The organism is Senegalia massiliensis (assembly GCF_900626135.1).
Lineage (GTDB): Bacteria > Bacillota > Clostridia > Tissierellales > SIT17 > Anaeromonas > Anaeromonas massiliensis.
The window spans coordinates 985,596-1,012,309 of the sequence record NZ_LR130785.1; the positions used below are offsets into that span (position 1 = coordinate 985,596).

31 protein-coding genes and 2 pseudogenes are annotated in these 26,714 nt (G+C 29.4%); 31 read left to right on the forward strand and 2 right to left on the reverse strand.

The window, feature by feature from the left end; all coding sequences use genetic code 11:
• Positions 1 to 447: 447 nt before the first annotated feature.
• The 26 genes and pseudogenes from E0D94_RS04800 (at position 448) to E0D94_RS04920 (ending at position 20,171) form a co-directional block, all read left to right on the forward strand.
• Positions 448 to 1,242 (forward strand): alpha/beta hydrolase family protein, encoded by a 795-nt coding sequence (locus tag E0D94_RS04800; protein WP_130806154.1) that lies wholly within the window; start codon positions 448 to 450, stop codon positions 1,240 to 1,242.
• Between the two features lie 391 nt (positions 1,243 to 1,633).
• Complete coding sequence (gene arr, locus E0D94_RS04805) at positions 1,634 to 2,050, forward strand: NAD(+)--rifampin ADP-ribosyltransferase (RefSeq protein ID WP_130806155.1); 417 nt, start codon at positions 1,634 to 1,636, stop codon at positions 2,048 to 2,050.
• A gap of 47 nt (positions 2,051 to 2,097) precedes the next feature.
• A pseudogene (locus E0D94_RS04810) lies at positions 2,098 to 2,322 on the forward strand (MFS transporter); the annotation flags it as partial.
• 27 nt (positions 2,323 to 2,349) lie between these two features.
• Positions 2,350 to 3,189, forward strand: coding sequence for a nucleotidyltransferase domain-containing protein (locus E0D94_RS04815; RefSeq protein WP_130806156.1), 840 nt, complete (start codon positions 2,350 to 2,352; stop codon positions 3,187 to 3,189).
• Positions 3,186 to 3,821 carry a Vat family streptogramin A O-acetyltransferase gene (locus E0D94_RS04820; protein WP_130806157.1) on the forward strand — a complete coding sequence of 212 codons (636 nt, stop codon included), beginning with the start codon at positions 3,186 to 3,188 and terminating at the stop codon, positions 3,819 to 3,821. The genes E0D94_RS04815 and E0D94_RS04820 overlap by 4 nt, the downstream gene beginning before the upstream one ends.
• A 12-nt stretch (positions 3,822 to 3,833) precedes the next feature.
• Entirely contained in the window at positions 3,834 to 4,328 is a 495-nt protein-coding gene (locus E0D94_RS04825; protein ID WP_130806158.1) for an HD domain-containing protein, read from the forward strand.
• Between the two features lie 514 nt (positions 4,329 to 4,842).
• Complete coding sequence (locus tag E0D94_RS04830) at positions 4,843 to 5,415, forward strand: class I SAM-dependent methyltransferase (protein WP_130806159.1); 573 nt, start codon at positions 4,843 to 4,845, stop codon at positions 5,413 to 5,415.
• A gap of 170 nt (positions 5,416 to 5,585) precedes the next feature.
• Positions 5,586 to 5,912, forward strand: coding sequence for a nucleotide pyrophosphohydrolase (locus E0D94_RS04835; protein ID WP_130806160.1), 327 nt, complete (start codon positions 5,586 to 5,588; stop codon positions 5,910 to 5,912).
• 52 nt (positions 5,913 to 5,964) lie between these two features.
• Positions 5,965 to 6,483 (forward strand): class I SAM-dependent methyltransferase, encoded by a 519-nt coding sequence (locus tag E0D94_RS04840; RefSeq protein WP_130806161.1) that lies wholly within the window; start codon positions 5,965 to 5,967, stop codon positions 6,481 to 6,483.
• 67 nt (positions 6,484 to 6,550) lie between these two features.
• Positions 6,551 to 6,850, forward strand: coding sequence for a hypothetical protein (locus E0D94_RS04845; RefSeq protein ID WP_130806162.1), 300 nt, complete (start codon positions 6,551 to 6,553; stop codon positions 6,848 to 6,850).
• Between the two features lie 134 nt (positions 6,851 to 6,984).
• A complete protein-coding gene (locus E0D94_RS04850) occupies positions 6,985 to 7,905 on the forward strand; it encodes a hypothetical protein (RefSeq protein ID WP_130806163.1) in 921 nt (306 codons plus the stop codon).
• A gap of 103 nt (positions 7,906 to 8,008) precedes the next feature.
• On the forward strand, positions 8,009 to 8,317 hold the full coding sequence (locus tag E0D94_RS04855) for a hypothetical protein (RefSeq protein ID WP_130806164.1): 309 nt from the start codon (positions 8,009 to 8,011) through the stop codon (positions 8,315 to 8,317).
• A 212-nt stretch (positions 8,318 to 8,529) separates the two neighbouring features.
• The gene (locus E0D94_RS04860; protein ID WP_242620480.1) at positions 8,530 to 8,970 is read left to right on the forward strand and encodes a hypothetical protein; all 441 of its coding nucleotides are present in this window, start codon (positions 8,530 to 8,532) and stop codon (positions 8,968 to 8,970) included.
• Positions 8,971 to 9,053: 83 nt separating this feature from the next.
• Positions 9,054 to 9,203 (forward strand): hypothetical protein, encoded by a 150-nt coding sequence (locus tag E0D94_RS15025; RefSeq protein WP_242620481.1) that lies wholly within the window; start codon positions 9,054 to 9,056, stop codon positions 9,201 to 9,203.
• Between the two features lie 16 nt (positions 9,204 to 9,219).
• Positions 9,220 to 9,744: a hypothetical protein gene (locus tag E0D94_RS04865; RefSeq protein WP_207289638.1), complete on the forward strand. Its 525-nt coding sequence runs from the start codon at positions 9,220 to 9,222 to the stop codon at positions 9,742 to 9,744.
• On the forward strand, positions 9,710 to 10,192 hold the full coding sequence (locus E0D94_RS04870) for a hypothetical protein (protein WP_130806165.1): 483 nt from the start codon (positions 9,710 to 9,712) through the stop codon (positions 10,190 to 10,192). Before E0D94_RS04865 ends, E0D94_RS04870 begins: the two co-directional genes overlap by 35 nt.
• A 183-nt stretch (positions 10,193 to 10,375) precedes the next feature.
• The gene (locus tag E0D94_RS04875; protein ID WP_130806166.1) at positions 10,376 to 10,645 is read left to right on the forward strand and encodes a type II toxin-antitoxin system RelB/DinJ family antitoxin; all 270 of its coding nucleotides are present in this window, start codon (positions 10,376 to 10,378) and stop codon (positions 10,643 to 10,645) included.
• Positions 10,642 to 10,905 (forward strand): Txe/YoeB family addiction module toxin, encoded by a 264-nt coding sequence (locus E0D94_RS04880; protein WP_130806167.1) that lies wholly within the window; start codon positions 10,642 to 10,644, stop codon positions 10,903 to 10,905. The genes E0D94_RS04875 and E0D94_RS04880 overlap by 4 nt, the downstream gene beginning before the upstream one ends.
• 683 nt (positions 10,906 to 11,588) lie before the next feature.
• The gene (locus tag E0D94_RS04885; RefSeq protein ID WP_130806168.1) at positions 11,589 to 12,506 is read left to right on the forward strand and encodes a GNAT family N-acetyltransferase; all 918 of its coding nucleotides are present in this window, start codon (positions 11,589 to 11,591) and stop codon (positions 12,504 to 12,506) included.
• A 308-nt stretch (positions 12,507 to 12,814) separates the two neighbouring features.
• Positions 12,815 to 13,138, forward strand: coding sequence for a hypothetical protein (locus E0D94_RS04890; RefSeq protein ID WP_165442870.1), 324 nt, complete (start codon positions 12,815 to 12,817; stop codon positions 13,136 to 13,138).
• A gap of 473 nt (positions 13,139 to 13,611) precedes the next feature.
• Positions 13,612 to 14,499 (forward strand): annotated as a pseudogene (locus E0D94_RS04895) (AraC family transcriptional regulator).
• A gap of 61 nt (positions 14,500 to 14,560) precedes the next feature.
• Positions 14,561 to 15,319 carry a class I SAM-dependent methyltransferase gene (locus tag E0D94_RS04900; protein ID WP_130806170.1) on the forward strand — a complete coding sequence of 253 codons (759 nt, stop codon included), beginning with the start codon at positions 14,561 to 14,563 and terminating at the stop codon, positions 15,317 to 15,319.
• 790 nt (positions 15,320 to 16,109) lie between these two features.
• Positions 16,110 to 17,381 carry a RidA family protein gene (locus E0D94_RS04905; RefSeq protein WP_130806171.1) on the forward strand — a complete coding sequence of 424 codons (1,272 nt, stop codon included), beginning with the start codon at positions 16,110 to 16,112 and terminating at the stop codon, positions 17,379 to 17,381.
• Positions 17,382 to 17,529: 148 nt separating this feature from the next.
• Complete coding sequence (ndk, locus tag E0D94_RS04910; RefSeq protein WP_165442871.1) at positions 17,530 to 17,928, forward strand: nucleoside-diphosphate kinase; 399 nt, start codon at positions 17,530 to 17,532, stop codon at positions 17,926 to 17,928.
• A gap of 202 nt (positions 17,929 to 18,130) precedes the next feature.
• A complete protein-coding gene (gene yaaA / locus E0D94_RS04915) occupies positions 18,131 to 18,880 on the forward strand; it encodes a peroxide stress protein YaaA (protein ID WP_130806172.1) in 750 nt (249 codons plus the stop codon).
• Positions 18,881 to 18,923: 43 nt separating this feature from the next.
• On the forward strand, positions 18,924 to 20,171 hold the full coding sequence (locus E0D94_RS04920) for an FprA family A-type flavoprotein (RefSeq protein ID WP_130806173.1): 1,248 nt from the start codon (positions 18,924 to 18,926) through the stop codon (positions 20,169 to 20,171).
• Between the two features lie 60 nt (positions 20,172 to 20,231).
• Here E0D94_RS04920 and E0D94_RS04925 read toward each other — a convergent pair whose 3' ends face one another.
• Complete coding sequence (locus E0D94_RS04925; protein WP_130806174.1) at positions 20,232 to 21,101, reverse strand: alpha/beta hydrolase; 870 nt, start codon at positions 21,099 to 21,101, stop codon at positions 20,232 to 20,234.
• Positions 21,102 to 21,385: 284 nt separating this feature from the next.
• On the opposite strand from E0D94_RS04925, the gene E0D94_RS04930 reads away from it, so the two are divergent.
• Positions 21,386 to 22,423, forward strand: a complete 1,038-nt coding sequence (locus E0D94_RS04930) for an NAD(P)H-dependent amine dehydrogenase family protein (protein ID WP_130806175.1) — start codon at positions 21,386 to 21,388, stop codon at positions 22,421 to 22,423.
• A 115-nt stretch (positions 22,424 to 22,538) separates the two neighbouring features.
• The gene (locus E0D94_RS04935; protein WP_130806176.1) at positions 22,539 to 23,057 is read left to right on the forward strand and encodes a GAF domain-containing protein; all 519 of its coding nucleotides are present in this window, start codon (positions 22,539 to 22,541) and stop codon (positions 23,055 to 23,057) included.
• Positions 23,058 to 23,148: 91 nt separating this feature from the next.
• Here E0D94_RS04935 and E0D94_RS04940 read toward each other — a convergent pair whose 3' ends face one another.
• Complete coding sequence (locus tag E0D94_RS04940) at positions 23,149 to 23,862, reverse strand: helix-turn-helix domain-containing protein (RefSeq protein ID WP_165442872.1); 714 nt, start codon at positions 23,860 to 23,862, stop codon at positions 23,149 to 23,151.
• A 193-nt stretch (positions 23,863 to 24,055) separates the two neighbouring features.
• On the opposite strand from E0D94_RS04940, the gene E0D94_RS04945 reads away from it, so the two are divergent.
• The 3 genes from E0D94_RS04945 to E0D94_RS04955 are packed head-to-tail and all read left to right on the forward strand — an operon-like array spanning position 24,056 to position 26,702.
• Positions 24,056 to 25,000, forward strand: a complete 945-nt coding sequence (locus tag E0D94_RS04945; RefSeq protein WP_130806178.1) for an ABC transporter permease — start codon at positions 24,056 to 24,058, stop codon at positions 24,998 to 25,000.
• The gene (locus tag E0D94_RS04950; protein WP_130806179.1) at positions 25,000 to 25,950 is read left to right on the forward strand and encodes an iron chelate uptake ABC transporter family permease subunit; all 951 of its coding nucleotides are present in this window, start codon (positions 25,000 to 25,002) and stop codon (positions 25,948 to 25,950) included. Before E0D94_RS04945 ends, E0D94_RS04950 begins: the two co-directional genes overlap by 1 nt.
• A complete protein-coding gene (locus tag E0D94_RS04955; protein WP_130806180.1) occupies positions 25,947 to 26,702 on the forward strand; it encodes an iron ABC transporter ATP-binding protein in 756 nt (251 codons plus the stop codon). The genes E0D94_RS04950 and E0D94_RS04955 overlap by 4 nt, the downstream gene beginning before the upstream one ends.
• Positions 26,703 to 26,714: the final 12 nt, after the last annotated feature.

The window sequence follows — 26,714 nt, forward strand, 5'->3', positions numbered from 1 at the left end:
TCTATCTTAAGCAATTAAGTGGTAAACTTTTTCAGTATCATTTATTTTAAGATGGTAAACTTTTTGAGTAGCGCAACTGGTAAACTAATTCAATAGCGCGTGGTAAAGAAATTCATTGACATTCACAAGAAGCAAAACGCTATTATAATTTTAATAAAGTTTTGCTTCTTTATTTGGGAGTAAGTGGGAAAAATGAGTGGAAAAAAGCAAAACTCTATTATATAATGGAACGAAGGAATCAGGGTTTGAGGGGTGTATAAAAGCAAAAATCTATTGAAAAAATGCAACATAGCTAGTGAAATCAATGAATTCAGTGGATTATCATTCAAATAGTTTCGTGTGTTTATAGTCTATGGGAACATAAAAAGCTGGTTTGACTATTTAACAAAGTGAAACTGATAAACAAATACGAAGTAAAGATTATTTATTATTGAAAGGAAAGATACAATGGAAAATATAATTTTGATAAAGAGTGAATCATATGATATTCCTGCCATCTTAAGCAGTCCAAATAGCGGTGACAAATTTCCTGCTGTCATTTTGTGTCATGGGACAGGTTCTTTTAAGGATGAAGTAGGAAATCTATTTGTTAAACTTTCAGAATCCCTTAAAAAAAGAGGTATTGCATCTATACGCTTTGACTTTGCAGGTTGTGGTGAAAGTCTGGCAAAACAACAGGATTTAACATTTTATGGAGAAGTCAGTGATACTGAAAAAATACATGCATATCTTCGTGATTGCAATAAAATTGATTCAAGTAGAATCGGAATTTTAGGATTTAGCCAAGGGGCACGTGTAATGGCAGAATTTATAGGGAAATACCCTGAAGAAATAAAAGTTGCAGTTAGCTGGTCCGGAGCTTGTCATAATGGAGCAGGTGTTTTTGAAGGATGGTTTCAAGAATATTACGAAGAAGCATCTAGAAATGAATATGCAAAAATACCAATGTTTTGGCGCAATGATTTAATCTTGTCTAAGAAGTGGTTTGATGATATTCGCGATTCTAATCCAATGGACAGTTTATCGAAATACAAAGGAGCAATACTGGCGGTTTCAGGGACAGAGGATGAACTCGTTCCATATATACACGCTAAAGAAATCGTGAGTGCTTGTAATGGAGAAATCAGGGAATATAGAATTGTTGATAATGCAAATCATACTTTCAATATTCTTGAGAAGGATAAAATATTTGTTGATAAAGTTGTAAAAAATACAGCTGATTGGATTAACATCAATATTTAAATATATAAGAGTAATGTGATACTGCATATGGAGACGGCTTGTCTGCTAGAGAGGAATGCTGAGAATTAGATGAATCTATCGCAGATTACCCTTCCATCAAGGGGGTACCATCTCCTTATGGTATCTTTATTGTACTCAAAAGGCACGTTGAGAGTATAATTCTGATGACGCATTGTGGTTCAGAGGGCAAAAAGTAGAACTTGACCACAACATATAGTGGTTCGAGGTCGGTTTTGGAGCAAAAAATGAGTGAAAAAACACCGTTTTTTGACCCCTATTTTTGGGGTGATTTATAGATGACATAAGGGAATTTGAATATAAGTATAGCAGAAAAAGATATAGATAATAAATGATATGCATAAATCAAAAAAAATATAAGAGGTGGATCAGTATGGATAACAAACATGATGTTTTAGATAATGGACCTTTCTTTCATGGTACTAAAGCAGAACTTAAAATTGGAGATTTATTAAAACCGCAACACTTATCAAATTACCAAGATAAAAAATCCAACTATATATATTTTACTGCAACATTAAATGCTGCTAAATGGGGTGCTGAATTAGCAGCATCTGAATCAAAGGAAAGAATTTATATTGTAGAACCATTAGGTGATTTTGAAAATGATCCGAACTTAACTGATAAAAGATTTCCTGGAAACCCCACACGTTCTTATAGATCTAAATCTCCTTTGAAAATAATAGCTGAATTAGGATCATGGGAAAGACATTCTGATGAAGAAATAAATAATATGCTTACATCTTTAAAAAAGATACAGGAGGAAGGAAAATATATAATATACGATTAATCCTGGAGGATCCTTTCAACTGGGCGCGATTGCTGAATAAGTAGTTTCAAATGGCTCTTTTTCAAGAAAAAATTAAACCTGAATATTTAGGACGTGTGTTTTCTTTTACAGGAAGCATTATGTCACTGGCTATGCCGCTAGGTTTAATTCTATCAGGAATATTTGCTGATAGAAATGGTGTAAATAATTGGTTTTTAATATCTGGAACCCTAATAGTTGGTATTGCCCTAGTTTGCCCACTTATTCCAGTTATTAAATTGTTAGATGAATAATAAAAAGTAATAAAGGAGTGTTTTGATATGGTAGATAATATTATTCAATCAGTGACAGAAAAATTATCCTCTTTGCCTTATATAGAAGGCATCGTATTAGGGGGTTCCCGTGCAAGAGGTACCCATACAGAGGATTCTGATATAGATATCGGAATCTATTACAATTCAGAATCATTTGACCTGACAGCGATTAATCAAATTGCTACAGAATTGGATGATGAGAATAGAATCGACCTTGTTGTACCTCCCGGAGCGTGGGGTGATTGGATTAATGGTGGCGGATGGTTAGTTATAAACGGGTATCATGTTGACTTGATTTTACGTGATATAAAACGGGTGGAACAAATAATCAAAGATACGGAGCAAGGAAGTGTTACTGCCAATTATCAGACTGGGCATCCACATGGTTATATAAGTGCTATGTATCGTGGAGAATTGGCGATCAGCAAGATACAATATGCTAATGATGAAAACTTTTATGAGTTTAAAAAGCAAGCAGAACGTTATCCAACCGCTTTGCAGAAGGGATTAACTGAATTTTTTATGTTTGAGGCAGGTTTCTCTTTAATGTTTGCTGAGAAGAATATTGATAAAGACGATGTATCCTATGTTTGCGGACATTGCTTTCGAAGCATATCTTCCCTTAATCAAGTCTTGTTTGCAATAAATAAAGAATACTGTATAAATGAAAAAAAGGCTGTTAAGATGATTGAAGATTTTAAGATCAAGCCAAGCGATTACAAGGAAAGGGTCGATAAGGTTATTTCCTTAATATCAACTGATGTAGATTGTACAAGAAAAGGAATAGAGATTCTTCAAAGACTAGTAAATGAGGTTGAATACCTGAAAGGAGTCCATATTCAATGACGGGACCAGATAAGAAAAAGCTTTATCCGAATGAGAATATAAAGAGCGTTTGCTATATAAGTAATTTGCCTAAACGCCCTAATGTAGAAATTGGCGAATATACTTATTATAGTGATAACAAAAAGTCACCTGAGAAATTTTATGATAATATTGAGCATCATTATGAATTTCTGGGGGATAAACTGATAATAGGTAAGTTCTGTGCAATTGCAGAGGGTGTTAAGTTTATTATGAATGGAGCAAACCACAGAATGGATGGAATTACAACCTATCCCTTTAATATCTTTGGCTGTGGATGGGAAAAGGTTACTCCTACAATAGAACAACTTCCTTTTAAGGGAGATACTGTGATTGGTAATGATGTCTGGATAGGTCAAAATGTAACCATTATGCCAGGCGTTGTAATTGGTGATGGTGCGATTATTGCCGCTAATTCAACAGTAGTGAAAAGTGTTGAGCCATATACAATATATGGTGGGAATCCAGCTAAGTTTATCAAAAAACGCTTTAGTGACGAAAAGATTGAATTCTTGCTAAAGCTTCAATGGTGGAATTGGAGCGAAGAGGAAATATTTAATAATCTTGAAGAGCTAACATCAGATGTGGGATTAGAACAATTAATGGGAAAATAGGAGGGGCAATCAATGTATATGGAAAAAATTATTAAAGAGATGAAAGAAATCTTCAAAGAAATTCCTTTTGGAATTGACCATACTCTCAAGGTTTTACAAAATGCAGAAGAGATAATGAAAGGTGAAAATGTTGAAGCAGAAGAAAAAGAATTAATTCGTATTGTTGCTATACTACATGATATTGGTGCTGTTGAAGCACAAAAAAAGTATGGTTCAATAGATGGACCTTATCAGGAGATAGAGGGACCAACAGTAGCAAAAGATATATTAAAAAAAGTAGAATATGACAAAAATATTGATCGAATATGCTTTATAATAGGTAACCATCACACTCCTTCTAAAATTGATGGCCCTGATTTTCAGATACAATGGGAAGCAGATTTGCTTGAGAACTTAACGGTTATGGATAAAGAAAAGGAACAGCAAAAAATAAAAAGATGTATAGATGAGAATTTTAAAACGGCTACAGGAAAAAAGATAGCTTATGAACGTTTTATCATAGGTTAAAATTTTGCTATACAGATGTGCATGATGTAAAACTATTGTGTGAGGGATTTAATATTCCTGTTCCGAGTGAATACAAGTAACCAACAGATTCCGGTTTATATGAAAGAGCGCATTAAGTTTAATTGTGAAGTGTAATGGATATGTTCCCGTCTACCGATAGTGCAAAAAGTGTCGTGGATATGTTTCCGAGAACGGACATACACAAATGACATTCATTCTGTCCTCTCAATCCACGTTGAGAGTATAATTCTGATGACGTATTGTGGTTTGGAGGAGGAATAGCAGGGCTTGACCACAACATATAGTGGTTTGAGGGTGAAATTTGGGTCAAAGAACAGTGAAAAAACACCGTTTTTTGACCCTTAAAAATAGGGTGTTTTATAGATGACATAGGATAGTTGAAGATATATATGAAGAGTAAATGGTTAAATTTGGTTGATAAAATGGTAGGTGAATTATATACTAGAGATGATCATTTGTAATATTATATGCAACATAAATAGGAGGCTTTGAAATGGAGTATATGGGTGATAAAAGATTCTGGGATGAAAAATTTGCTAATAGAAATGACAATCCATTAAGTCCAGAAAAATCACTAGTTGACTGTGTTAGGTACTTTAAAGAAGGAACTATTCTTGATATAGCATGTGGGGATGGTAGAAATTCCCTATTTCTACTTAAGGAGGGTTTCAAGGTTACAGGAGTGGATTTTAGTATTAAGGCACTTGAGCGTTTGCAGATGTTTGCTAAAAGAAGTAATTATGTTGTGAATACAGTGAGAATCGATTTAAGTAAATTGAATTCTTTAAATGATATCGGAGTATTTGATAATATCTTAATCAATCATTACAGATTAAGCAAGGAGGGACTTGCAGATATTGAAAATCATATATCTGATAATGGGATTCTATTTGTTTGTGGATTTGGACATAAACACCAGGTTGATTCTAAAATTAGAAAACAGGATTTGATTCAATCATCTGATTTTGAAGATGTAAAAAAATCATTCGAATTAGTTAAGTATATTGAAGATAAAGATGAAAGAGGATTTTTTGTTACATATATTTTTCGTAAGAGAAGTAGTTAAGATTAATTATTATAATATACAATGGTAGAATTCGGCATCACAGGAATTTTGGTCTGTTAATGTTGCATAATTATATAATGTACATCAGTAGATTTATATTCAGCAGTAAAAAGTTATGGACTATAATAATTGATTAACATACCGGTGAATAAGAATTTGGAGGGAAGACAATGTCAGGTTTTAACTTTGAGAAAATGCAAGAAATCCAAAAGGAGTTACAAGAAAAATATAAAGATAAATGGAATCCTCTTTCGCCTGACAGAGGAAGAGATAAACTTCTATGGATGATAATTGAAGCAGGTGAAATAGCTGATGTAATCAAAAAAAAGGGAGATAAAATGATTATGGATGATATAGATGTTCGAAATAATTTTATTGAGGAAATGTGTGACACTCTTATGTATTTTAATGATGTTATGCTTTGTTATGATATTTCACCACAAGAGCTGGAAAAAGTATATTTGCAAAAACATCAAGCTAATATGGAACGATGGTAAATTTCAATTTGTAGTGAAACTATTAATAAGTTCTTTTAGGAGGATACATTTAATGACTAAAATAGCTTTGGATAAAACAATAAAAGGCACAATTCTTGATATAGGTGGCGGTGGTGAAGGGATTATTGGCAGACTTTATAAGTCACAAGTTACTGCTATAGATAATAGGCAGGATGAGTTAGACGATGCACCAGAAGGATTTACAAAACTTTTAATGGATGCTTGTAATCTTGAATTTACTGATAACACTTTTGATAATGTGACCTTATTTTATACTCTTATGTATATTGACAAAGAACAACATAGTAAAGTAATCCAAGAAGCATACAGAGTATTAAAAGAACAAGGAGAACTTTATATTTGGGATGCAAATATAAACGAAGCAAACCCCTTTTTAGTTCAACTAAATATAGATGTGAATGGCTCGAAAGTTAATACTACCTATGGAATCTATAAAGAAGATGCATTCCAAGATAATAAGTACTTTGAAAATATTTGTAAAGGTGTTGGGTTTAATTTAATTAATAATACTGAAGAAAACAACCAATTTTATCTTCACTTTAGTAAATAATTGAAAGGAATGAATTATAATACACATAATGTAGGGAAGATTATTTATATTTGATGAGGTGAACAAAATGAAAACTATAACAATTTGTGGTAGTATGAAATTTGCAGAGAAAATGAAACAGATTGCTTGGAGACTGGAGGTTGAAAAAGGGTTTAATGTACTTCAATGCATCTATAATGAGCAGAATGAGCCTATAACTGACGAGGCACAAAAGCGTCTTGTTGCAGCACATTATAGGAAAATAGATATTTGCGATGCAGTTTATATTGTTGATATTGATGGTTATATCGGCACATCGGTTGCTGATGAAATTTTATATGCAAAAGAGAACGGAAAAGAGCTTATTTTTCACAGCGAACAGTATTAAATAACTTCGGGTAATGAGCATAACATGAAGTTCACAAATTCCAATTTGTAGCTTAATAATTAAACATAATTTATATTTAGCGTCGCATCAGTTGATTTATACGGCGTATGGAGACCAGAGAGGAGAGATTTATTGTGAAAAAGAAAGGTATAAGTTTAATTATTGTTTTGATTACCATTTTATCAATTACAGCATGTCAGAGGAATCCTGCACCGGATATCTTAACTAACACAGCAGATGATAATGTAAAAATTGAGGATAAAAAAGAAAAATTTTCAGTTATTAATAAAGAAGATGAATATCAAAAAATATTATTAAGATTTGGCCATGATAACAATCCAGAACCATCAGAGTTATTTGCATCAGATAATTTTTTAGATACTGAAAAAGAAATCAATCTTATCTTGAACCAAAATCACGATTATATTGAACTTAAATTTCAACCGTTACATTATATTGGTAATTATACTGGGAAAAAAGGTTTTGCTATTTCTGAAGACACAATAAATCAAGAGATTAATACAGGGCTTGAAAGCTTTATTTCTACAGACCTAAAAACAATGCAAATAGGAGAAAGATTTTTCATGAACTTTCCTTTACAAATTAGTAAAGGGAGGACTTTCGAGTCAAAGGATTTTATAATTTCAGAAGAAAATGAAATGGTTAATATAATATTAGGAAGTAATTATGTTAATGAATATAATTTAAATGATGTTTTGAATTTGGAATTGGCTACGAAAGAAATAAAGCTTAGAATAATTGGATTTTTAGAAAAAGATGTAACACTAAGTACGAGACATGATAATAAGCCGTTGGAGGATATAATTTTAAATGATTATATAATAATGCCATTTTATGATACTGAGTATTCTCCTAATAGTGAAGAGGAAAAGTTGTACCAACAAATATGGTATTCTTTAAAGAATGAAGGATTTATAAGACCTAATAAGGAAGAAACTATCGATAAGTTAAAAAAGGATATAGATATCATAAATAAAGAATATGATTTATTTTTTGATATAGTAAGTATACCTGTAAGCTTAAATTTAAAATAAATCTTGAATATTTGCTGCACATTCTTTATATTTAACGTCGTATAGGTATTAAAATATGAACCATTTATAAACAATTAGACAAATAGAAATTTGGAGGGTATATATGAAAAATGTTATTCTCAGTCACGATGATAAAGTAAGAATATATTCTGTTCCAGATGAGGTGGCAGATAACTTAGACAAGTATTGTTGGGAGTTTGCTGCTAATTGGATTTGGAAAAACCCAAATGGAGCAAAGCTGTTGCAGGAAATAAGAGGGCAGAAAGTAGCAATTTATGGGTCAACTGATTTTATTGATTATTTGAATGAGTGGATATTTCCACAACAGAAGTCGGTACTAATTGAACAACTGAATTACTACGATTATGAATTACCCGAAAAGTATAAAGACTATCCGCAATACAACTTTTGAGATATACAAATTCCAATTTTCAACCACAATTAATTACTTAAAAACTTAAATGAAAACCATAAATGCATTAAGATAAAAAAGTCTTAATGCATTTATTTTATATAAAACTAAAACTAAATGAAGAAATCTAAGAGGGGAAGTCGTCGATCAACTTATGATCGATAGGCTTCGCCTTTTTTTATTTCAAAAACTAAAAGAAAGGATTGAGAACAATGTCAAAATTATTTATGTATGGAACATCATTAGGAGGGATAGAACAGCTGATGGTTATGGCACCTAATTTCCAACCAAGAAGAAGTGGTATAGTAATTAATAATTATTTTAATTGTAAAGGAGGTGTTAAAGACTGTAATTCTGTGATTAATGTTAGTAATAGATGCAATGATTGTGGAGACATTCATTCTAGTTTCTTATCTAATATGGATAAGATTAGTTATAAAGGTTTAATAAATGAATGCTTTAGAAAAATAAGAAATTATTCATTTAAAGATAGGTTGAAACATCTTACTGATAGCTTTAAAGGAGAAGTATTCTTACATTCAAATCATAAGGAAAGATTTTATCGTGTAATTTACGAACAAGATATTGGTACCTATGATATATTGCCGTCATATTTCTCCTTACTTCTGATGAGACTCTATGGAATCTACTAGAGCACACAGTAAAACCAAATGGATTTGATTTTAATAAGTTTAACCTTAAACAAATAAGTACAGAAGGCTATGCCATATATCAAATGGCTAAAACCATATGGACAGGAAAAGAAAGTATTAGGATCAGTGAAATAGCAGATGTAGATTTAATTGATGATAAGGCCTTTAAAACAATTATTAATGCTTCACTGATTACAAGGGATGGTACAGATATATTTTTAATTACAAAATAGAATGGAGGGACAAGACTTGAATATTACAATTAAAAGATCTAATGGAGAAAATGAAAAGGCTAGAACCATATGGTTTCCCATTGAAGAGGAAAATTTAGATAAGATATGCAGTGAACTGGGAATAGAAATGACTACAGAACCAAATTGCTATATTGAAAATAGCATGGATAGAAACTTTCTAGGGATACTGCATGATAAAAACTGTAATATAGATGAGCTGAACTATTTAATGAAAAGACTAGATGGATTTAGTCAAAAAGAGATAGAAAGATTTTATGGTGCATCCTTTGCAGAAAACCCTAAGACAATGGCAGAGTTAATAGATCTAAGTTTTAATATGCATTGCTATAGTCTTGTAAGAGACTTTAATAATCTTGAAAAGGTGGGGAAAGACCTATATCTAACAGAGAGGCAAGCAGTATCGACAAAAGAATTAGATGAACTTGATGGCGAATCATATGCAATGGATGTAATAAAAAACAATCCTAATCCTATAATCACACCATATGGAGTCCTATATAAAAATAGCATATGTACCTGAGCAAGTATATAATGGAAAGCAGTTCCCTCCATATCTATGGAAAGAAACAATAGCAGCAGTACAGCTGACTGCAAAGGGAGAGAATGAATATATCTATCTTCCATGTTCAGATGTTGAAGTTGAAAAGGCACTGATGAGATTAGAAACACCTTATCTCCATGATTGTGAGGTGGCAGTTGATAGCCATAGTTTTCCCGACAGTATACTAAATATTGTTTCTGAAAGTACAACACCAGTAATTAAGGTAGATGCCTTAAATAAACTAGCAAAGCATTATAGTCAGATGGGGAGCCAAAATACAAGATATTTTGAAAAACTTATGGATCATATTAAGCCTCGAACTATTGATGAAGTATATGCACTTGCAGAATCCAGATATGAATTTGAACTCTTTGATGGCATTAAAGATATAGAAAGCTATGGGAGAGGTGTTTGTCAAGTAATTTGATGATTTCTTGTTATGTAATTCAAAAAACTAGTAAAAGGGATAAAAATAAATTTAAAATATTTAGTTCATAATATTACATATTATTATAATAATTACATAACATATGATAAACGAAAAAACATATACGTTGTATTGACAATGTATATAAAACAATATATAATATATTTGAAAGGGGTGATTAACATGGCTCAGATAAATATTCGTATTGATGATAATTTAAAAGAAAAGGCGGAGAAATTATTTGATGAATTGGGTTTAAATATGTCAACAGCCTTTAATATCTTTATCCGTCAAAGTATTCGAGAAGGTGGTATACCTTTTGAAATAACAACACAGGTTGATTCATTTTATAGTGAATCTAATATGAGGACTCTTATAGAATCTATAAAAGAAGCTGATGAAGGTAAATTTATTTCTAAGTCATTTGATGAATTGAAGGAAATGGAACAATGAAGATAAATTTTACAGAAATTGCATGGAATGATTATATCTATTGGCAAGGTCAAGATAAAAAAACAATAAAACGAATAAATCAACTTATCCAAGACATTGATCGCAATTGGAATGAAGGAATAGGAAAACCTGAACCACTTAAGGGAAATTTATCTGGATGGTGGTCACGTCGAATTGATGATAAAAATCGTCTTGTATATAGAATTCAAGATAATATGATTGAAATAGCTCAATGTAGAGGTCATTACGATGACAAATAATAAAATTATGATGAACAAGGCCTTTAAATAAAAAAATTATTTGAGGGTCTTGTTGTTTGTAATTTAAAATCTATATTGCCACAAGGGATAGCCAGGTCTAAGCGACATCTTTATTGTACTCTCAAGCCACGTCGAGACAGTCGTGTTGATAGAGAAGAAATAGATTGGAATAGCAAGGTTTAGAAGGTTTTAAGTAAATATGTAGATGTGTTTTATGTTCCTTAAGTTAGTCTTAGGGAACATATTTTATTTAGATGGCTATTGTGTACTAGAAATGAAAAAGCCCTAATGTACTATGTAGAAAAAAAGTCATCTATCAATTACATTTTAGGATGCTTGAAAAAACAATAGTTTTTCAATATAACGTAATTGTTAGATTCCTTGATGGAACAGAGGTCGAGTGTATAATTAAATAGCTTGAGTATTTGGTTTAGAGCCAGTTGAGATTTTAAGGGAATAATTTTGATTGTTTTTTTTGAAAAATATATTTGGAAAACGCTAAAATTAAATGAATATTTTGAAAAATATGATAAAATGGTATATAGTAATAACCAATAAAAGGAATGAGAGCTTATAGATATATGGGTTATAGTCATAAATAAAGACAAACTTTATATTAAGTTTAATTATGACAAGGGAAAAGGCCGAAAGATAAAGACAACAAACGTTAGGAGAGAGAATATATGACAGTATTTAGAAGAGAATTTAAACAAACTGATTTTGAAAAGGTTAGAGATTTTCTTAAAGAGACTTATAGTGAAGAATCTAGTAATTGGTATATTGATAGATGGAATTTTTGTAGATACTTTGCTCACAATTGGTTAGAAGTATTTGACACATGGCCTTCTACAGTTGGAATGTGGGTGGATGAAAACGATGAAATAGTTGCTATTGTTTCGTCTGAAGAAGAGAATAATGGTGAAGTGTTTTTTCAACTAAGAGAAATAAATTATAGTGAAGACTTCATTAATATATTAATAGAATATGCAGAAAAGAATTTATGCATATTAAAAGATGGGTACTTACAACTATATCCCATGGTTAATAACGCATGTAAAGATATAATGACTAAAGTTTTAGTTGATAGAGGTTATTCAAATACAGGTAATTATGAAACAGATTGTTCAATGGATATAAAAAAGCAACTTAACATTGACTTGCCAGATGGATTTATGATTCAGCCTGCTAATAATTACAGTGCAAGAGAGAGAGCACAAGCACATGGAAGAGCATTTAACAATGAATTATCAGAAGTTCCAGCTCGTATAAATGAACGTACAAGAGGATATACAGGGTTGGTTAATGCACCTGATTATAATGAAGACATTGATTTATGTATAGTAGATGAAATTGGAGAAATTGCATCTTTTGTAACACTATGGTTTGATTCTACAAATAAGGTAGGGATATTAGAACCAGTTGGAACTATACTTAAATATCGTCGTAAAGGATTAGGAAAATCAATTATATATGAAGGAATAAATCGAATTAAAGAACTTGGTGCTACAAAAGTACATGTAGGATCTAATCAAGACTTCTATAAAGATATAGGTTTTCAGGTTGAATCTAGAACAGAAATCTGGCACAAACAACTTTCGTGATTATTTCCGTATAATCCATGACATAGTGTAGCTATCTATATAATATTAGTTAGTTTTATATTATATAGAAATTCTATTGTAAAATCATAAAAAATAATCGGTGTGGTAATAATGAAACAATTAAAAGAAATATATCATAAAAAAATATAAATAAAAAGGGAAAAACTATTAAACGGGAAGTAGTGAGGAGTATTATTTTAGATGATGATAAAGTTCTTATGGCTTATTCATCTCAAAATGGTGATTATAAATTTCCTGGTGGTGGAATAGAAAGTGGTGAAATATATATATAAGCTTTGATTTGTGAGGTGGAAGAGGAGTGCGGTGCTTTAGTTTCTATAGTTATGAAAGAAATTGGAACAGTAATAGAATATAATAAACCAGTGGAAGATGAATACGACGTATTTAAAATGACCTCTTATTATTATTTATGTAAAGTAAAAGAAAATTACTGTAAGCAAAATTTAGATCAATATGAAGAAAATCTAGGATTTAAACCTGTTTGGATTAGTATTGAGGAAGCAATACAAAATAATAACTTGATTATTAATTCTGATTTACGAGAAACACCTATATGGACAGGGAGAAATACTTTTATTTTAGAATATATACAAGACATTTTAAAAAAATGAAATACAATAGATATTTAGAACGCTATGCTACGATCACATAACGTGTAGTTAGCGACATTCAGCTTGCTGATTAGAAGTGAGTATAGAGGTAACTTATGGAATTCAATAGTTGGAATGTAAATTGAGCGAAGAGCTAGAATGTCAGGAACCTACATAAAAGTTTGGTTTTTTGTGTCTATTTTATTTACATAGATCCAAGTTTAGGGGTTTTACAGGATAGAGTAGAGAGAATTAATAATGACTATTATAAATAAAATACATATACGTGTAAAAATCGGCCACTTAATTTTCAACTAATTCATATGACCGACTTACACGTATTTTTTATTTTTTGTTTAATAATTTTGATATTGCTAAGTTAACACCTAGTGTTCCTACTCCTATAAATATTTAGCAAAACAGGAACAGTTTTATTTTAATTTTATTGTTATAATAAAGTTAAAGTACGGAGAAAGGTCAGGTGGAGGTGGAAATTGAATTATAGGAGAGATATTGAGAAGTGTATTAAATTTATTGAGGAGAATATCAAAGAAAATATTACTATTAAAGATGTTGCTAATCAATTAGGGTACTCAGTTTATCACTTTTGTAGAGTTTTTAGCCTGTGTAAAGGTATGTCTGTTATGGAATATATTCGAGAACGAAGGTTGTCTTTAGCAGCTATAGAATTATTCAAAGGTAGAAAAATTATTGACATTTCTTTAGAATATGGATTTGAAACACATAGTGGGTTTACCAAGGCATTTCGTAAATCTTTTGGTTATAGTCCAACACAATATAAAGTGCGAATGGCTGGATATGATGATGTAAAAACAACATTTGAAATTGGAGGTTATATTATGAATCCTGTTATTGTAAAGAAAGCTGCATTTAAGGTAGCTGGTTATGGAATTAAAACCAATATTACTGGGGGAACATATACAAAGGATATTGCATCCTTTTGGAGCAATTATAATGGTGAAAATTTAGAAAGTAAAATGTATAAAATTTTAAATCCTGCTAAGCATGGTGAAGTGGGATTATGTGTTCCATTATCTGAAGATGGAAATACAATATATCTTTTAGGTGTTATAGTGGATGACTTTTCAAAGGTAGAAGAAAATATGATAACAGTAGAAGTGCCAGAAGCTGAGTATGCAGTTTTTACAACACCTCCTATTGATACTACAAATGAAAAAGAACAAAAGGAGTTTGCAAAGATCATTGCAGGAACATGGAAATATATTTTTGAAGATTGATTTAAAGATAGTGGATATGTATATGACGAAACCAAACTTGATTTTGAATTCTATGATGAACGCTGTCATCATAGAAAGGATACTGTAATGGATATTTACGTTCCTATTAAAAAAGTAAAATAAAGGTAACCAACTCTTTATATTTACAAAATTTACTTATAAATAAAAGAAGAAGGTGATGAAAATGTTAAGTTATTATGGTAGATTGTCTTCAGAAGTATATGATATGGATAAACCTATAGGTCATTCTTTTGGGGATGTTGAGTTTTATATAAATAGATTAGAGTCATGCAAAGGACCTATTCTTGAACCTGGAATAGGAACTGGTCGTATATTAATTCCTCTTTTAAAAAAAGGATTAAATGTTGAAGGGTTTGATAGTTCGAAAGATATGTTAAATATATGTATGAACAATTGTAAAAAAATAGGTTTAAATGCTAAACTTTTTGAGGCAAAGATGGAGTCTTTTTCGCAAGATAAAAAATATGATGCTATTATAGTACCAACGGGAACGTTTCTTTTAGTACATAAAAGATCAGATTCAATAAAAGCATTAAAAAACTTCTATAAGCATTTATCTAATGGTGGTAGATTAATTGTTGATATATCTTTACAAACAGATATTTCAATAGATACAGTTTCTACAAAAACTTTGGAATGTTCTAATGGAGATATAATTACATTAGAAAATAAAATTGTTGAGGTTGACTATATAAATCAATATACTATTTCCCATGGACGATATGAAAAGTGGCGTGAAGGTGTACTTTTTCAAACTGAATTGGAGTATTTTCCATTACGATGGTATGGAGTAGAAGAGTTTAAATTAATACTTGAAAGTATAGGGTTTAAAAATATTGTGATTTCTTCAGATTATAAATTTGGTCAATATCCATCAAATTCTGAAGATATAATTACTTTTGAGGCTGTTGCTATTAAATAGAAATGATATATATGCATTGAGATAAAAAATCTTGATGCATTTAATTTTTATGAATTTAAAACTAAATGCAGATAATGAACTGCTTTATTTTAAATTTTGTTTCATATAATTTTTTCAATTTATATTTAAAAAATATTTTAGGTACATGAAAACAGTTTTGAAGATATTGGTCTTAAGAATTTTAAAGATGGTATTACTACAGAATGGCAAATCATTGAGTGAATTCTAATATATATACAACCCTTGAATAATTATATAAGTGCATAAAAAAACTAATTAACGGAAAAAATATCAATGTATTATAGGAGGGGTGTGATATATAAAGAATTCTAAATACAAAAAAACCAAACAATGTGTGGTCAAAGCAAAAAAAATATGCTATAATTATACCTAAGGCAACCACTCTAAGATTTATCATTTTAAATTTAAAGTCAAAATTAGAAATTAAATAAAATATCAATTTCTAAAAAATGGAGCCTTTTTAGTGGAAATTACTTTTTTCAACTACATATCTGTGACTTCATTGCAAATATGATAGTATACATTATAAAAAGAATTTCCACAAAGTGTAAGCAAAAGTGGAATAGTGAGTATTTCTAATATATTGTATGGACAATAATTTGAGATATTTGATCGTTTAAGAAATGTATAATTTACATCATGAAAAAATATCCATGATACAGAGTCGTGATTCTTATATATGTAGATATTTTATTCTGATTTTTATGATGTAAAACTTAATTTGATAAATATATTTATCAAAAAACTATCTAAAAAGGAGAATATTATTATGAGTAATTATAATGAAGTATTATCAAGAAATACGGAAAATGCGCCAAAAGGTAACGGTTTATATTCACAAACTGTAGCTTTTTCTCATTACAATAATCTTTCAGCTCAATTACCCATTGATCCAAAATCTGGTGAAGTAGTAGATGGAGGTATAAAAGAGCAGGCTGAACAATGCTTTAAAAATATTAAGGCAATTGTAGAAAGCATAGACCATGTTATGAATGATATTGTTAAAATTACAGTATACGTTAAAAATATAAAAGATGTGGATGCTATAAATGAAGTTTATAAAACTTTCTTTACAAGCTATCTTCCAACAAGAACAGTAGTAGAGGTTAAAGATTTACCTATGAATTCTTTAGTTCAAATAGATGCATTATTATCAAATGGTGAAGGTACGATTCCAAATGCTCCACAATCAGGAGATCTTATAAAGCTTACAAATAACACATCAAATGCGCCAAATTGTTCTTTATCTACACAAACTGTAGCTTTTTCTCATTACAATAATATTTCAGCACAACTACCTATAGATCCAAAGTCTGGTAGAATCGTAGCTACTGATGTTAAAGAACAGGCTAAACAGTGCTTAAAAAATATTAAGGCAATTTTAGAAAGTGTTGACGTTCCTTTTGATGATATTGTAAAAATTAATATTTATCTTAAAAACATCTCAGATATTGAAGCTGTAAACGAAGTTTATAAAACATTCTTCCCAGACTCTGCTATAGCAAGAGCTGTGAATTATGTTCCAGCAAGAACAGTAGTAGCAGCTGAAGCTTTACCTATGGATGCTTTAGTTCAAATTGATGCAGTGGTATCATATGGTGATGGTACTCCTCCACAAGTTATTGAAGATAGACATGGTATTATCATAGAAGCAAATAACACAGAAAATGCTCCAAAAGATTCTCTATCAACACAAACAGTAGCATTTTCTCATTATAATCACATTTCAGCACAATTACCTATTGATCCAAAATCTGGTAAATTAGTATCAGGTGGTGTGAAAGAGCAAGCTGAACAATGTCTAAAAAATATTAAAGAAATTATAGAAAGTGTAGATCATGCTATGGAAGATGTAGTTAAAGTAAATATATTCTGTAAAAATATAGCAGATGTTGCTGCTATAAATGAAGCTTATAAAACATTCTTCCCAGAAGGAGTTCCAGCAAGAACAGTAGTAGCGGTTTCAGATTTACCTATGGATGCTTTAGTTCAAATAGATGCAGTTGCAGGAAATGCTGAAGGAACACCTCCAATAGTATAATAGTAAATGCAAAATAATATAGTTTAATCATAAAAAGCACCAAGATTTTAGCCAATTATGGCAGAAATCTTGGTGCTTTTTAATAATAGTTTTTAAAATTCCTCAATATAGGGTATAATATCTGAAATAACTTTAAGGAGGATATATATTGGAAAGAACATTTATAATGATTAAACCTGATGGAATACAAAGAGGTATAATGGGAGAAATCATATCTAAAATAGAAAAAAAGGGTTTTAAAATAATACAGGCTAAATTATTTGAACCAAGCAGAGCTTTAGTTGAGGAACATTATGAAGAACATAAAGGCAAAACATTTTTTAATGACTTAATAAATTATATATTAAGTGGTCCAGTTATGGCAATGGAAGTAAAGGGAGAGTTTGCTGTTGAAGTAATGCGTAATATGATAGGAGATAAGGATCCAAAACTTGCAGCTTTAGGAACTATAAGAGGTGAATTTGCTAATTCTATGAATACAAATGTAATCCATGGATCAGATTCAAGAGAAAGTGCAAAGCGTGAATTAGATTTATGGTTTAAATAATGTATTAGTAAGTAAATAAGATAATATTTATATCTATAAAAACCAGTTAAAGTAACATTACTTTAACTGGTTTTTTGTATAAAGGAATTTAATGTTAGAAAATCAAGTATGACATTTCAATGAGATAATAAAACATATTTATGATATAATCAAAACAAAGAAAATATAACTATGTGAAAATTTTAGTGATAAGGAGGTAAGTATGAGAATTATTATTTCACCTGCAAAGAAAATGAAGGTAGATATAGATTCATTAGATTACAATCAAGTTCCTCAGTTTATAGAGGATACAGAAATCTTGCTATCATATTTAAGAACTTTAAGTTATGAAGAATTAAAGTCAATATGGAAATGTAGTGATAAAATAGCTACTTTAAATTATGACCGAATCCATAATATGGACTTGTATAGCAACTTAACTCCTGCTATACTTTCATTTGAAGGTCTTCAGTACAAGCATATGGGGCAAAATGTATTTGAAACTGAAGAATTTGAATATCTTGAAGAACATTTGCGTATTCTATCTGGATTTTATGGTATAATACGTCCCTTTGATGGTGTTGTTCCTTATAGGTTGGAAATGCAATCAAAATTGGGAAGTGAGGATATAAATTCACTCTATGAATTCTGGAATGAAAAACTAGCTAAGCAACTTTTTTCGGAAAGTAAACACATTATAAATTTAGCATCTAAAGAGTATAGCAAATGTATTTCTAAATACTTGGACAAAGAAGTAAGATTTATTACTTGTGTTTTTGGAGAAATTATTGAAAAAAAAATAGTTGAAAAGGGTACATTAGCCAAGATGGCTAGAGGTGAAATGGTCAGATTTATGGCAGAAAACCAGATTAAAGATGTAGATGGTATTAAAGGTTTTAATAGACTAGATTATACTTATGAGGATCATCTATCAGATGAAAGCACATACATCTTTTTGAAAAAGAATAAATAAGAGTAAAAACATCATATTAATTAAAAAATAGGGAGGTTATATTATGAAACAAATAAAGATAGCTGATGGAATACACATGTTATCTATGAATGTAGAAGATATGCTTTTTGAAGGAATATGGGAGATAGCCAATGGAGTTACATTAAACTCTTATATAGTAAAAGGAGAAAAAACCGCTATTATAGATGGTGTTATAGGTTGGGATGGAGTACCAGAAACTTTATATAAAAACCTTGGAGAAATTGATGTAAATCCTGAAGACATAGATTATTTGATAGTTAATCATATGGAGCCAGATCATTCTGGATGGATTGAGAATTTTAAAAAGATTAATGATGATTTTACAATTATATGTACAGATAAAGCTGCTAAATTGATAAATTCTTTTTATGGTGATGGGGAAAAAATAAAAGTAGTTAAAGAAGGAGATACGTTAGATTTAGGTAAGGGGAAAAAATTAAGTTTTCATCCAGTTCCAAATGTACATTGGCCTGATACTATGTATACTTATGAATCAGATACTAAAACTTTATTTTCTTGTGACATGTATGGAGCTTTTGGAAGAATGAATGAACATCATTTTGATGATGAGATGACATCTGAAGAAGTAGATTTTTTTGAAAATGAAGGTATAAGGTATTTTTCAAATGTTATGGGAACATTTGCACCTATGGTAGAAAAGGCAATAAAAAAATCTAAAGAATTTGATATAAATATTATAGCTCCAGGACATGGTCCAGTATATAGACAAAATCCTGAAAAAATAATAGATGATTATACTAGGTTCTGTAAATATTCATCAGGATATGGAAAAAAAGAAATTACTATATTATGGGGTTCAATGTATGGTATGACTGCTAAAGCAGTTGATTTTGCAGAAAAGGTATTAGAAAGAGAAGGAGTAAAAGTAAATAAGCTTGAAATGCCTTTAGAAAGTGAAAGTGAAATGATTGCTACTGTATTTAAATCAGCAGGCGTAATAATTGCTGCACCTACTTATGAATACAAGATGTTTCCACCGGTAGCAGCAGCAATAGAAGAGTTAGGAAGAAAAAAAGTTACTAATAAAGCAGCTTTTCGTTTTGGATCTTATGGATGGTCAGGTGGAGCTGAAAGGGAATTAACAGAAATAATAGAGAAAAGTAGAATGAAATGGGACTTTGTTGAAACAGTTGAATTTGAAGGTTGTCCTAATGAAGAAGATTTAAATAAAGTTGAAACAGGAGTTCTAAAATTATTAGAAAAAGCAGAAGAAAAAATAGAAGGAAAAATAAAAGAAAAAGCAGTATAAGTATTAGATGATTTTATAGAAATTAAAAAATTTCCTCATACCTTGGTATGAGGAAATTTTTTAATTTCTAGTTACAATATGTTCTAGCCAATCTATTATTTGATTATAAGTTGTTATTCCTGAACTTTGGGTTATATCTTTATCAAAATCATGGACTTGAGTATATATAGTTAAGCATTTAGAGTTTGGAATTAATTTGCTTAGTTTTTTAGATATCCTATATGGTACATCAGGATCTAGAATTGATGCTGCTAGTATTGTAGGTGGATAAGATTGGAAATCATGATCATCAAGATAATAATCATTTATATTTTCTTCTTCACATAGATATTGTATCCATGACCCTTCTTGTCTTCCTTTAATATAAAGTAAAAGCCTCCTATTCATTGGATCTTCAGTAACTGGAAAATCTGAAATAATATTTTTTATCATCTTTTTAGATACCTTTGTAAGTTTGTTATAATAGTTACTTGGAGTGTTAAATTCAGGTTCATAAAGTCTTGCATATCCATAAAGACTTATAATAGCTAATGGATGTAAATCATAATTTTTTATTAGCATATTACATAAATTAAGACATAGATATGCTCCTGCCGATCTACCAAATAGAATATATTTTTGGCTTTCCAACTCAAATTTTTTTCTATGATTTTGTAAAAAGTATAAAATTTCTTCATAAGCTGAATTTAAAATCACTTCTAATTTTGATTCGGGCGCTAATGGATAATCTAATGACAAAAAGTCATAACCTGAATTTAAGAAATTTTCTATATAAGTTTTAGGCAAATCATCTCGTAATCCTGAAACTAAACCACCACCGTGAAAATAAAAAATAGTTATATTTTTTCTATTATTTTCACATCGATATAAACTCATATTTAGTGTAATATTTTGCTTTGTTTTAAATTTGAAAATTTCTGGTGCATTCAATCAAAAAGCCTCCTATTGTGTCAATATTTATCATATAGGTTAATATAAATAATTTTATAAGAACTATATTATAACATAAAATTTGAATTGAAAAATTTTAGTAATTATGAACACTAATTTTAATAAACATAAAATTTATGATAGATAGTTTGGAAGCTAAAAATAAAGTTTGCTTTATATATTTTGTAGTGAATAAAAGGTTATGTTAGGCGGAGATACTATAATTATTGACATTAAAAGTATAAATGTTTAGTTAATAAATAATTATAGTCGAGAGGAAGATAATGATGTTTAAACAAAAGATTCGTGTTATTCAGTATGGTTGTGGAAAGATGTCTAAATACACTCTTCGTTATCTTTATGAAAAAGGTGCAGAAATTGTTGGTGCTATAGATGTTAATCCTGATGTAGTTGGAATCGATGTTGGTGATTGGGCAGAGTTAGACGTTAAATTGGGAGTTACAATAAGAAGTGATGCTGATGCTGTTTTAGATGAATGTGATCCTGATATAGCGATTGTTACTTTGTTTAGTTTTATGGAAGAAGTAATGCCATATATTGAAAAACTTGTAAGACGTGGAATAAATGTTATTACTACTTGTGAAGAAGCAATATATCCATGGACCACTGCTTCAGCAATAACAAATAAACTAGATAAACTTGCAAAGGATAATAATTGTACTATTGCTGGATCTGGTATGCAAGATATTTATTGGATCAATATGATTGCATGTGTAGCAGGAGGAGTACATAGTATTAAAAAAATAGAAGGTGCAGTAAGTTATAATGTTGAAGATTATGGTATTGCACTTGCAAAGGCTCATGGAGTAGGCCTTACTCCTGAAGAATTTGAGGAGAAGATTGCACATCCAGAAACATTAGAACCTTCATATGTGTGGAATTCAAATGAAGCATTGTGTTCTAAAATGGGATGGATAATTAAGTCACAAAGTCAAAAAAATGTTCCATATATATATGATAATGATTTAGATTCAGAAACTCTTGGGGAAAATATACCTAAAGGTAATTGTATCGGAATGAGTGCAATTGTAACTACAGAAACTTTTCAAGGTCCAATCATTGAAACACAATGTATCGGAAAAGTTTATGGTCCAGATGATGGAGACATGTGTGATTGGAAGATTACTGGAGAGCCTAATACAAGTTTCTTTGTTGAAAAACCTGCAACAGTAGAACATACTTGTGCAACTATTGTTAACCGTATTCCAATAATTATTCAAGCTCCATCAGGATATTATACTATAGAGAAAATGGATAATGTTGAGTATCTTTCTTATCCAATACAAATGTATCTTGAGTAATTAAATATAAATAAATGCATATTTAAAATTAATATGGGTAATTAGCTAATATGCATTAATTCAAGTTTGAAAAATGGGAGCATTAAGTTCCTTAAGTTTTGAAGGGAGATTTTTTATGACAAAAGTTAAAGTAAAGCTTAGATCTGATGGTTCTTATAAAGAAGTTCCTATAACTAGTTCAGATAAGCCAAAACTAGAAGATGATATGAAAAAAAGATGGCAAAATATGGCAAACCTAATTGCTTCTTTTACTAATGTACGTGCAGGTCTAATAATGGAAATTACACAAGAAGCTATGCAGGTATTTTTAATGAGTGAAAATGAGTCTAATCCATATAAAGTAGGGGGAAATGATTATCTATGTCATGGTCTCTATTGTGAAACAGTTGTTGGAACAGATAAGGAATTATCTATTGTGGATTCAAGGCAATTAGAATCATGGAAAGATAACCCTGATGTTGATATTGATATGATCTCTTATTATGGACTTCCAATAAAGTGGCCAGATGGTGAATTTTTTGGTACTATTTGTGTCTTAGATGACGAGCCAATGGATTTAACATCTGATCAGAAAATTCTTTTAAAAGAATTTAAATCATCTATGGAAAAAGACTTAAAATTATTAATGACTTAAAATTAAACTAATTTTATTAGATTTCTATTATTTAATATTAATATAAAGGTAGTATCTTAAATCAAGATTTAAGATACTACCTTTATTACTTTTAAACAGCGTATATTTTTCTGTATTGAAGAGGAGTGTAGTTAGTAAATTTTTTAAATACAATATTATAGTAGTTTTGGTTATTGAAACCGACCATGAGGGCAATATTTAACATAGAATAGTCTTTATTTACAAGTAATTTTTTGCTTTTTTCAACTCTTAATCTATTTAAGAAGTTAGTAAAACTCTCGCCTGTTTCTAATTTAAATATAGTAGAAAAATAAGATCTATTTATATTTAGATAATTAGCAACTTCATCTAATCCAATGTTATCCATATATCTAGAATCAATATAATCAATAGCTTTTTTTATATGTAAGCTATATTCTTTTTCTTTTTCCATTTCAATATGTTTTTTAGGGAAATCTTTCAAAATTAATTCCAAGGATTTTAAAATATACGAATATAAATATCTTGGTTTATAAGGTGCGCGAATACAGTTGTTTTTTTTCTGAGATACGGGACCTATAATAAATACACCTCTATGAATGTTTCTAGGAGAAATAGGAGAAAGAATATATTCTATATTATTATAACAGTTAGAATTTAAAATAGTTTCTCCATCGTTAAAATAATTTTTAAGCATCTTATCATAAATATTATTTTTATCTAGGAAATCATATAATGATTTTCCATATCCAGACGCACCTATAGGAACTCCTTTTAAATCAAATGCAATAATAGAAATATTAGTTAAAAGGTTAAATTTTTTCATCACATTTGAAATATGTAATTTATTTATCAAGATATCACCTCATACGCTTAAAAAATTTAATAAAAATATAAAAATATTCAAATAAACTAAAGTTAAACAATGTTACCATAATTGATAGAGATTATCATTATCGTTTAATATCATATCATATTTAATAATTTAATCAATAACAAACAAAAGATAGGAAGATTTTATGAAGAAAAGGTATCTAGTTGCATTACTATTGATTTTATCTGTAGTTTCAATGTTTATAGGAGCTAAGGATATTAGTATAAAAAATATGTTTAATTTAAGTGAAGAAAATTTAAACATTATAGTTTTAAGTAGGTTGCCAAGATTAATTAGTATTATATTTGCTGGGATTAGCATGAGTGTTGCAGGACTTATTATGCAGCAAATAACTCAAAATAAATTTGTATCTCCTACAACTGCAGGAACTATAAATTTTGCTAAAATGGGAATATTGTTTTCTCTTATTTTCTTTACATCTGCAAGCTCTCTTAATAAAATGCTCTTAGCTTTTTTATTTGCAGTGGGAGGCACTTTTCTTTTTATGTTTATATTAAGGCATATTAAAGTAAAGAACACAGTATTTATTCCTTTAATAGGGATGATGTTAGGAGGAGTAATAGATTCTATTACTACAGCTATAGCCTATAGATTTGACTTAGTACAAAGTATTGGAACATGGCTTCAAGGGGATTTCTCCATGATAATAAAAGGTAGGTATGAAATGTTATATATAAGTATTCCTCTACTAATAATAGCTGTAATTTATGCTAATAAATTTACTTTAGCAGGTATAGGAGAAGACTTTTCAATAAATTTAGGTTTGAATTATAAGTTTGTCGTAAACTTAGGAATAACCATAGTAGCTTTAATCTCAGCAATAGTAATAGTAACAGCAGGTAAAATTCCATTTTTAGGATTAATAGTGCCTAATATCGTAAGCCTTATTAAGGGAGATAATATGAAAAATAGTATAGGATATACTGCTTTAATAGGAGCTAATTTTCTTTTAATATCTGACATTGTAGGAAGAGTTATAATATATCCTTATGAAGTTTCCATAAGTTTAACAGTAGGTGTCTTTGGAAGTATTATTTTTCTATATTTATTAATTAGGGGGAATCAGTAATGAAGGAAAATAGAAAAATAATTCTACTTATTATTTTGGCAATAATTTTTATATCTTTACTTTTATTTATAGGAGTTAATGAAAAAAATTATTCCTATGCTATGTCAAAGAGAATACCTAGAATCTTAGCAATAGTAATGACTGGAATAGCTATAAGTACATCTTCATTAATTTTTCAGACTATAACAGACAATAGGATATTGACTCCTAGTATATTAGGATTAGATTCTTTATATATCTTTATACAGACTTCCATAGTTTTTTTACTAGGTTCTAGTAGTAAATTAATAGTAAATTTCAATTTGAATTTTTTAATAACTATATTAGTCATGGCTTTGTTTTCAACCTTTTTATTTAAATATTTATTTAAAATTACTGGTAATAATTTAATGAAACTATTATTAATTGGAGTTATAGTGGGAACTTTGTTTGAAAGTTTATCATCTTTTATGCAGATGATTATAGATCCCAATGAATTTATGCATATTCAGGATAAAATGTATGCTAGTTTTAATCTAATTAATAAAGATATATTAAAAGTAGCTGCTATAATAATAATTTTGTCCTATATATATATTTATAAAAATATTAGAAAGTTAGATGTTATTTCTCTAGGTAGAAATCATGCAATAAACTTAGGTATAAATTATGACAAACTAAATACAGGTTTACTTATTATAGTGTCTTTATTGGTTTCTGTTTCAACAGCTTTAGTAGGACCTATAACATTTCTAGGACTATTAGTTGCAAACTTAGCTAGAGAATATATTAATACTTATAAACACACTTATTTAATAATAACATCATGTTTACTTAGTATTATATTTTTAGTAGGTGGACAATTTATAGTAGAAAAAATTCTGAATTTTGGCACACCAATAAGTGTAATAATAAATTTAGTTGGAGGATTATATTTCATATTTTTACTAGTAAAGGAGAATGTAAAGTGATAGAAATTAGAAATATTGATAAATTCTATGGAGATAAAAAGGTATTAAGTGATGTATCTTTAGATATAAATAAAAAAAGTATTACTTCTTTTATAGGGCCTAACGGTGCTGGAAAATCTACTTTGCTATCAATTATATCTAGAATAATAAAAGATTATGAAGGTGAAGTAATAATAGATGGTAGGAAACTAGAGGATTGGAATAATAAAGATCTATCTAAAAAAATAGGTGTTTTAAGACAAACAAATAATATAAATATTAGACTTACTATTAGAGAATTAGTTGCTTTTGGAAGATTTCCTCATAATCAAGGAAGAATTACAAAAGAAGATGATAAGTTTATAGATGAATCAATTAAATATATGAAATTAGAAGATATTCAGAATAAATATTTGGATCAATTAAGTGGTGGTCAAAGACAGAGAGCATACATTGCCATGGTACTAGCTCAAGATACAGAATATATTCTTTTAGATGAACCTTTAAATAATTTAGATATGAAGCACTCTGTAGAGATTATGAAGATTTTAAAAGAAATGGTAGTTGATTTAGGAAAAACTATAATTTTAGTTATTCATGATATAAATTTTGCATCTGTTTATTCAGACTATATATTGGCATTAAAGGAAGGGAGGGTAGTAGAACATAACAAAACTCACAATATAATTAATGATTATACATTAAAAGATATCTATAATTTAGATATAACAGTAACGGATATAAATAATAAAAGACTTTGTGTCTATTTTTAATGGAGGGAATAA

Excerpts from the sequence above, each read along its gene's own strand:
- E0D94_RS04800 (WP_130806154.1), top strand. The coding sequence starts at position 448 with ATGGAAAATATAATTTTGATAAAGAGTGAATCATATGATATTCCTGCC.
- arr (WP_130806155.1), top strand. The coding sequence starts at position 1,634 with ATGGATAACAAACATGATGTTTTAGATAATGGACCTTTCTTTCATGGT.
- E0D94_RS04815 (WP_130806156.1), top strand. The coding sequence starts at position 2,350 with ATGGTAGATAATATTATTCAATCAGTGACAGAAAAATTATCCTCTTTG.
- E0D94_RS04820 (WP_130806157.1), top strand. The coding sequence starts at position 3,186 with ATGACGGGACCAGATAAGAAAAAGCTTTATCCGAATGAGAATATAAAG.
- E0D94_RS04825 (WP_130806158.1), top strand. The coding sequence starts at position 3,834 with ATGTATATGGAAAAAATTATTAAAGAGATGAAAGAAATCTTCAAAGAA.
- E0D94_RS04830 (WP_130806159.1), top strand. The coding sequence starts at position 4,843 with ATGGAGTATATGGGTGATAAAAGATTCTGGGATGAAAAATTTGCTAAT.
- E0D94_RS04835 (WP_130806160.1), top strand. The coding sequence starts at position 5,586 with ATGTCAGGTTTTAACTTTGAGAAAATGCAAGAAATCCAAAAGGAGTTA.
- E0D94_RS04840 (WP_130806161.1), top strand. The coding sequence starts at position 5,965 with ATGACTAAAATAGCTTTGGATAAAACAATAAAAGGCACAATTCTTGAT.
- E0D94_RS04845 (WP_130806162.1), top strand. The coding sequence starts at position 6,551 with ATGAAAACTATAACAATTTGTGGTAGTATGAAATTTGCAGAGAAAATG.
- E0D94_RS04855 (WP_130806164.1), top strand. The coding sequence starts at position 8,009 with ATGAAAAATGTTATTCTCAGTCACGATGATAAAGTAAGAATATATTCT.
- E0D94_RS04860 (WP_242620480.1), top strand. The coding sequence starts at position 8,530 with ATGTCAAAATTATTTATGTATGGAACATCATTAGGAGGGATAGAACAG.
- E0D94_RS15025 (WP_242620481.1), top strand. The coding sequence starts at position 9,054 with ATGGCTAAAACCATATGGACAGGAAAAGAAAGTATTAGGATCAGTGAA.
- E0D94_RS04870 (WP_130806165.1), top strand. The coding sequence starts at position 9,710 with ATGGAGTCCTATATAAAAATAGCATATGTACCTGAGCAAGTATATAAT.
- E0D94_RS04875 (WP_130806166.1), top strand. The coding sequence starts at position 10,376 with ATGGCTCAGATAAATATTCGTATTGATGATAATTTAAAAGAAAAGGCG.
- E0D94_RS04880 (WP_130806167.1), top strand. The coding sequence starts at position 10,642 with ATGAAGATAAATTTTACAGAAATTGCATGGAATGATTATATCTATTGG.
- E0D94_RS04885 (WP_130806168.1), top strand. The coding sequence starts at position 11,589 with ATGACAGTATTTAGAAGAGAATTTAAACAAACTGATTTTGAAAAGGTT.
- E0D94_RS04900 (WP_130806170.1), top strand. The coding sequence starts at position 14,561 with ATGTTAAGTTATTATGGTAGATTGTCTTCAGAAGTATATGATATGGAT.
- E0D94_RS04905 (WP_130806171.1), top strand. The coding sequence starts at position 16,110 with ATGAGTAATTATAATGAAGTATTATCAAGAAATACGGAAAATGCGCCA.
- yaaA (WP_130806172.1), top strand. The coding sequence starts at position 18,131 with ATGAGAATTATTATTTCACCTGCAAAGAAAATGAAGGTAGATATAGAT.
- E0D94_RS04920 (WP_130806173.1), top strand. The coding sequence starts at position 18,924 with ATGAAACAAATAAAGATAGCTGATGGAATACACATGTTATCTATGAAT.
- E0D94_RS04930 (WP_130806175.1), top strand. The coding sequence starts at position 21,386 with ATGATGTTTAAACAAAAGATTCGTGTTATTCAGTATGGTTGTGGAAAG.
- E0D94_RS04935 (WP_130806176.1), top strand. The coding sequence starts at position 22,539 with ATGACAAAAGTTAAAGTAAAGCTTAGATCTGATGGTTCTTATAAAGAA.
- E0D94_RS04940 (WP_165442872.1), bottom strand. The coding sequence starts at position 23,862 with ATGAAAAAATTTAACCTTTTAACTAATATTTCTATTATTGCATTTGAT.
- E0D94_RS04945 (WP_130806178.1), top strand. The coding sequence starts at position 24,056 with ATGAAGAAAAGGTATCTAGTTGCATTACTATTGATTTTATCTGTAGTT.
- E0D94_RS04950 (WP_130806179.1), top strand. The coding sequence starts at position 25,000 with ATGAAGGAAAATAGAAAAATAATTCTACTTATTATTTTGGCAATAATT.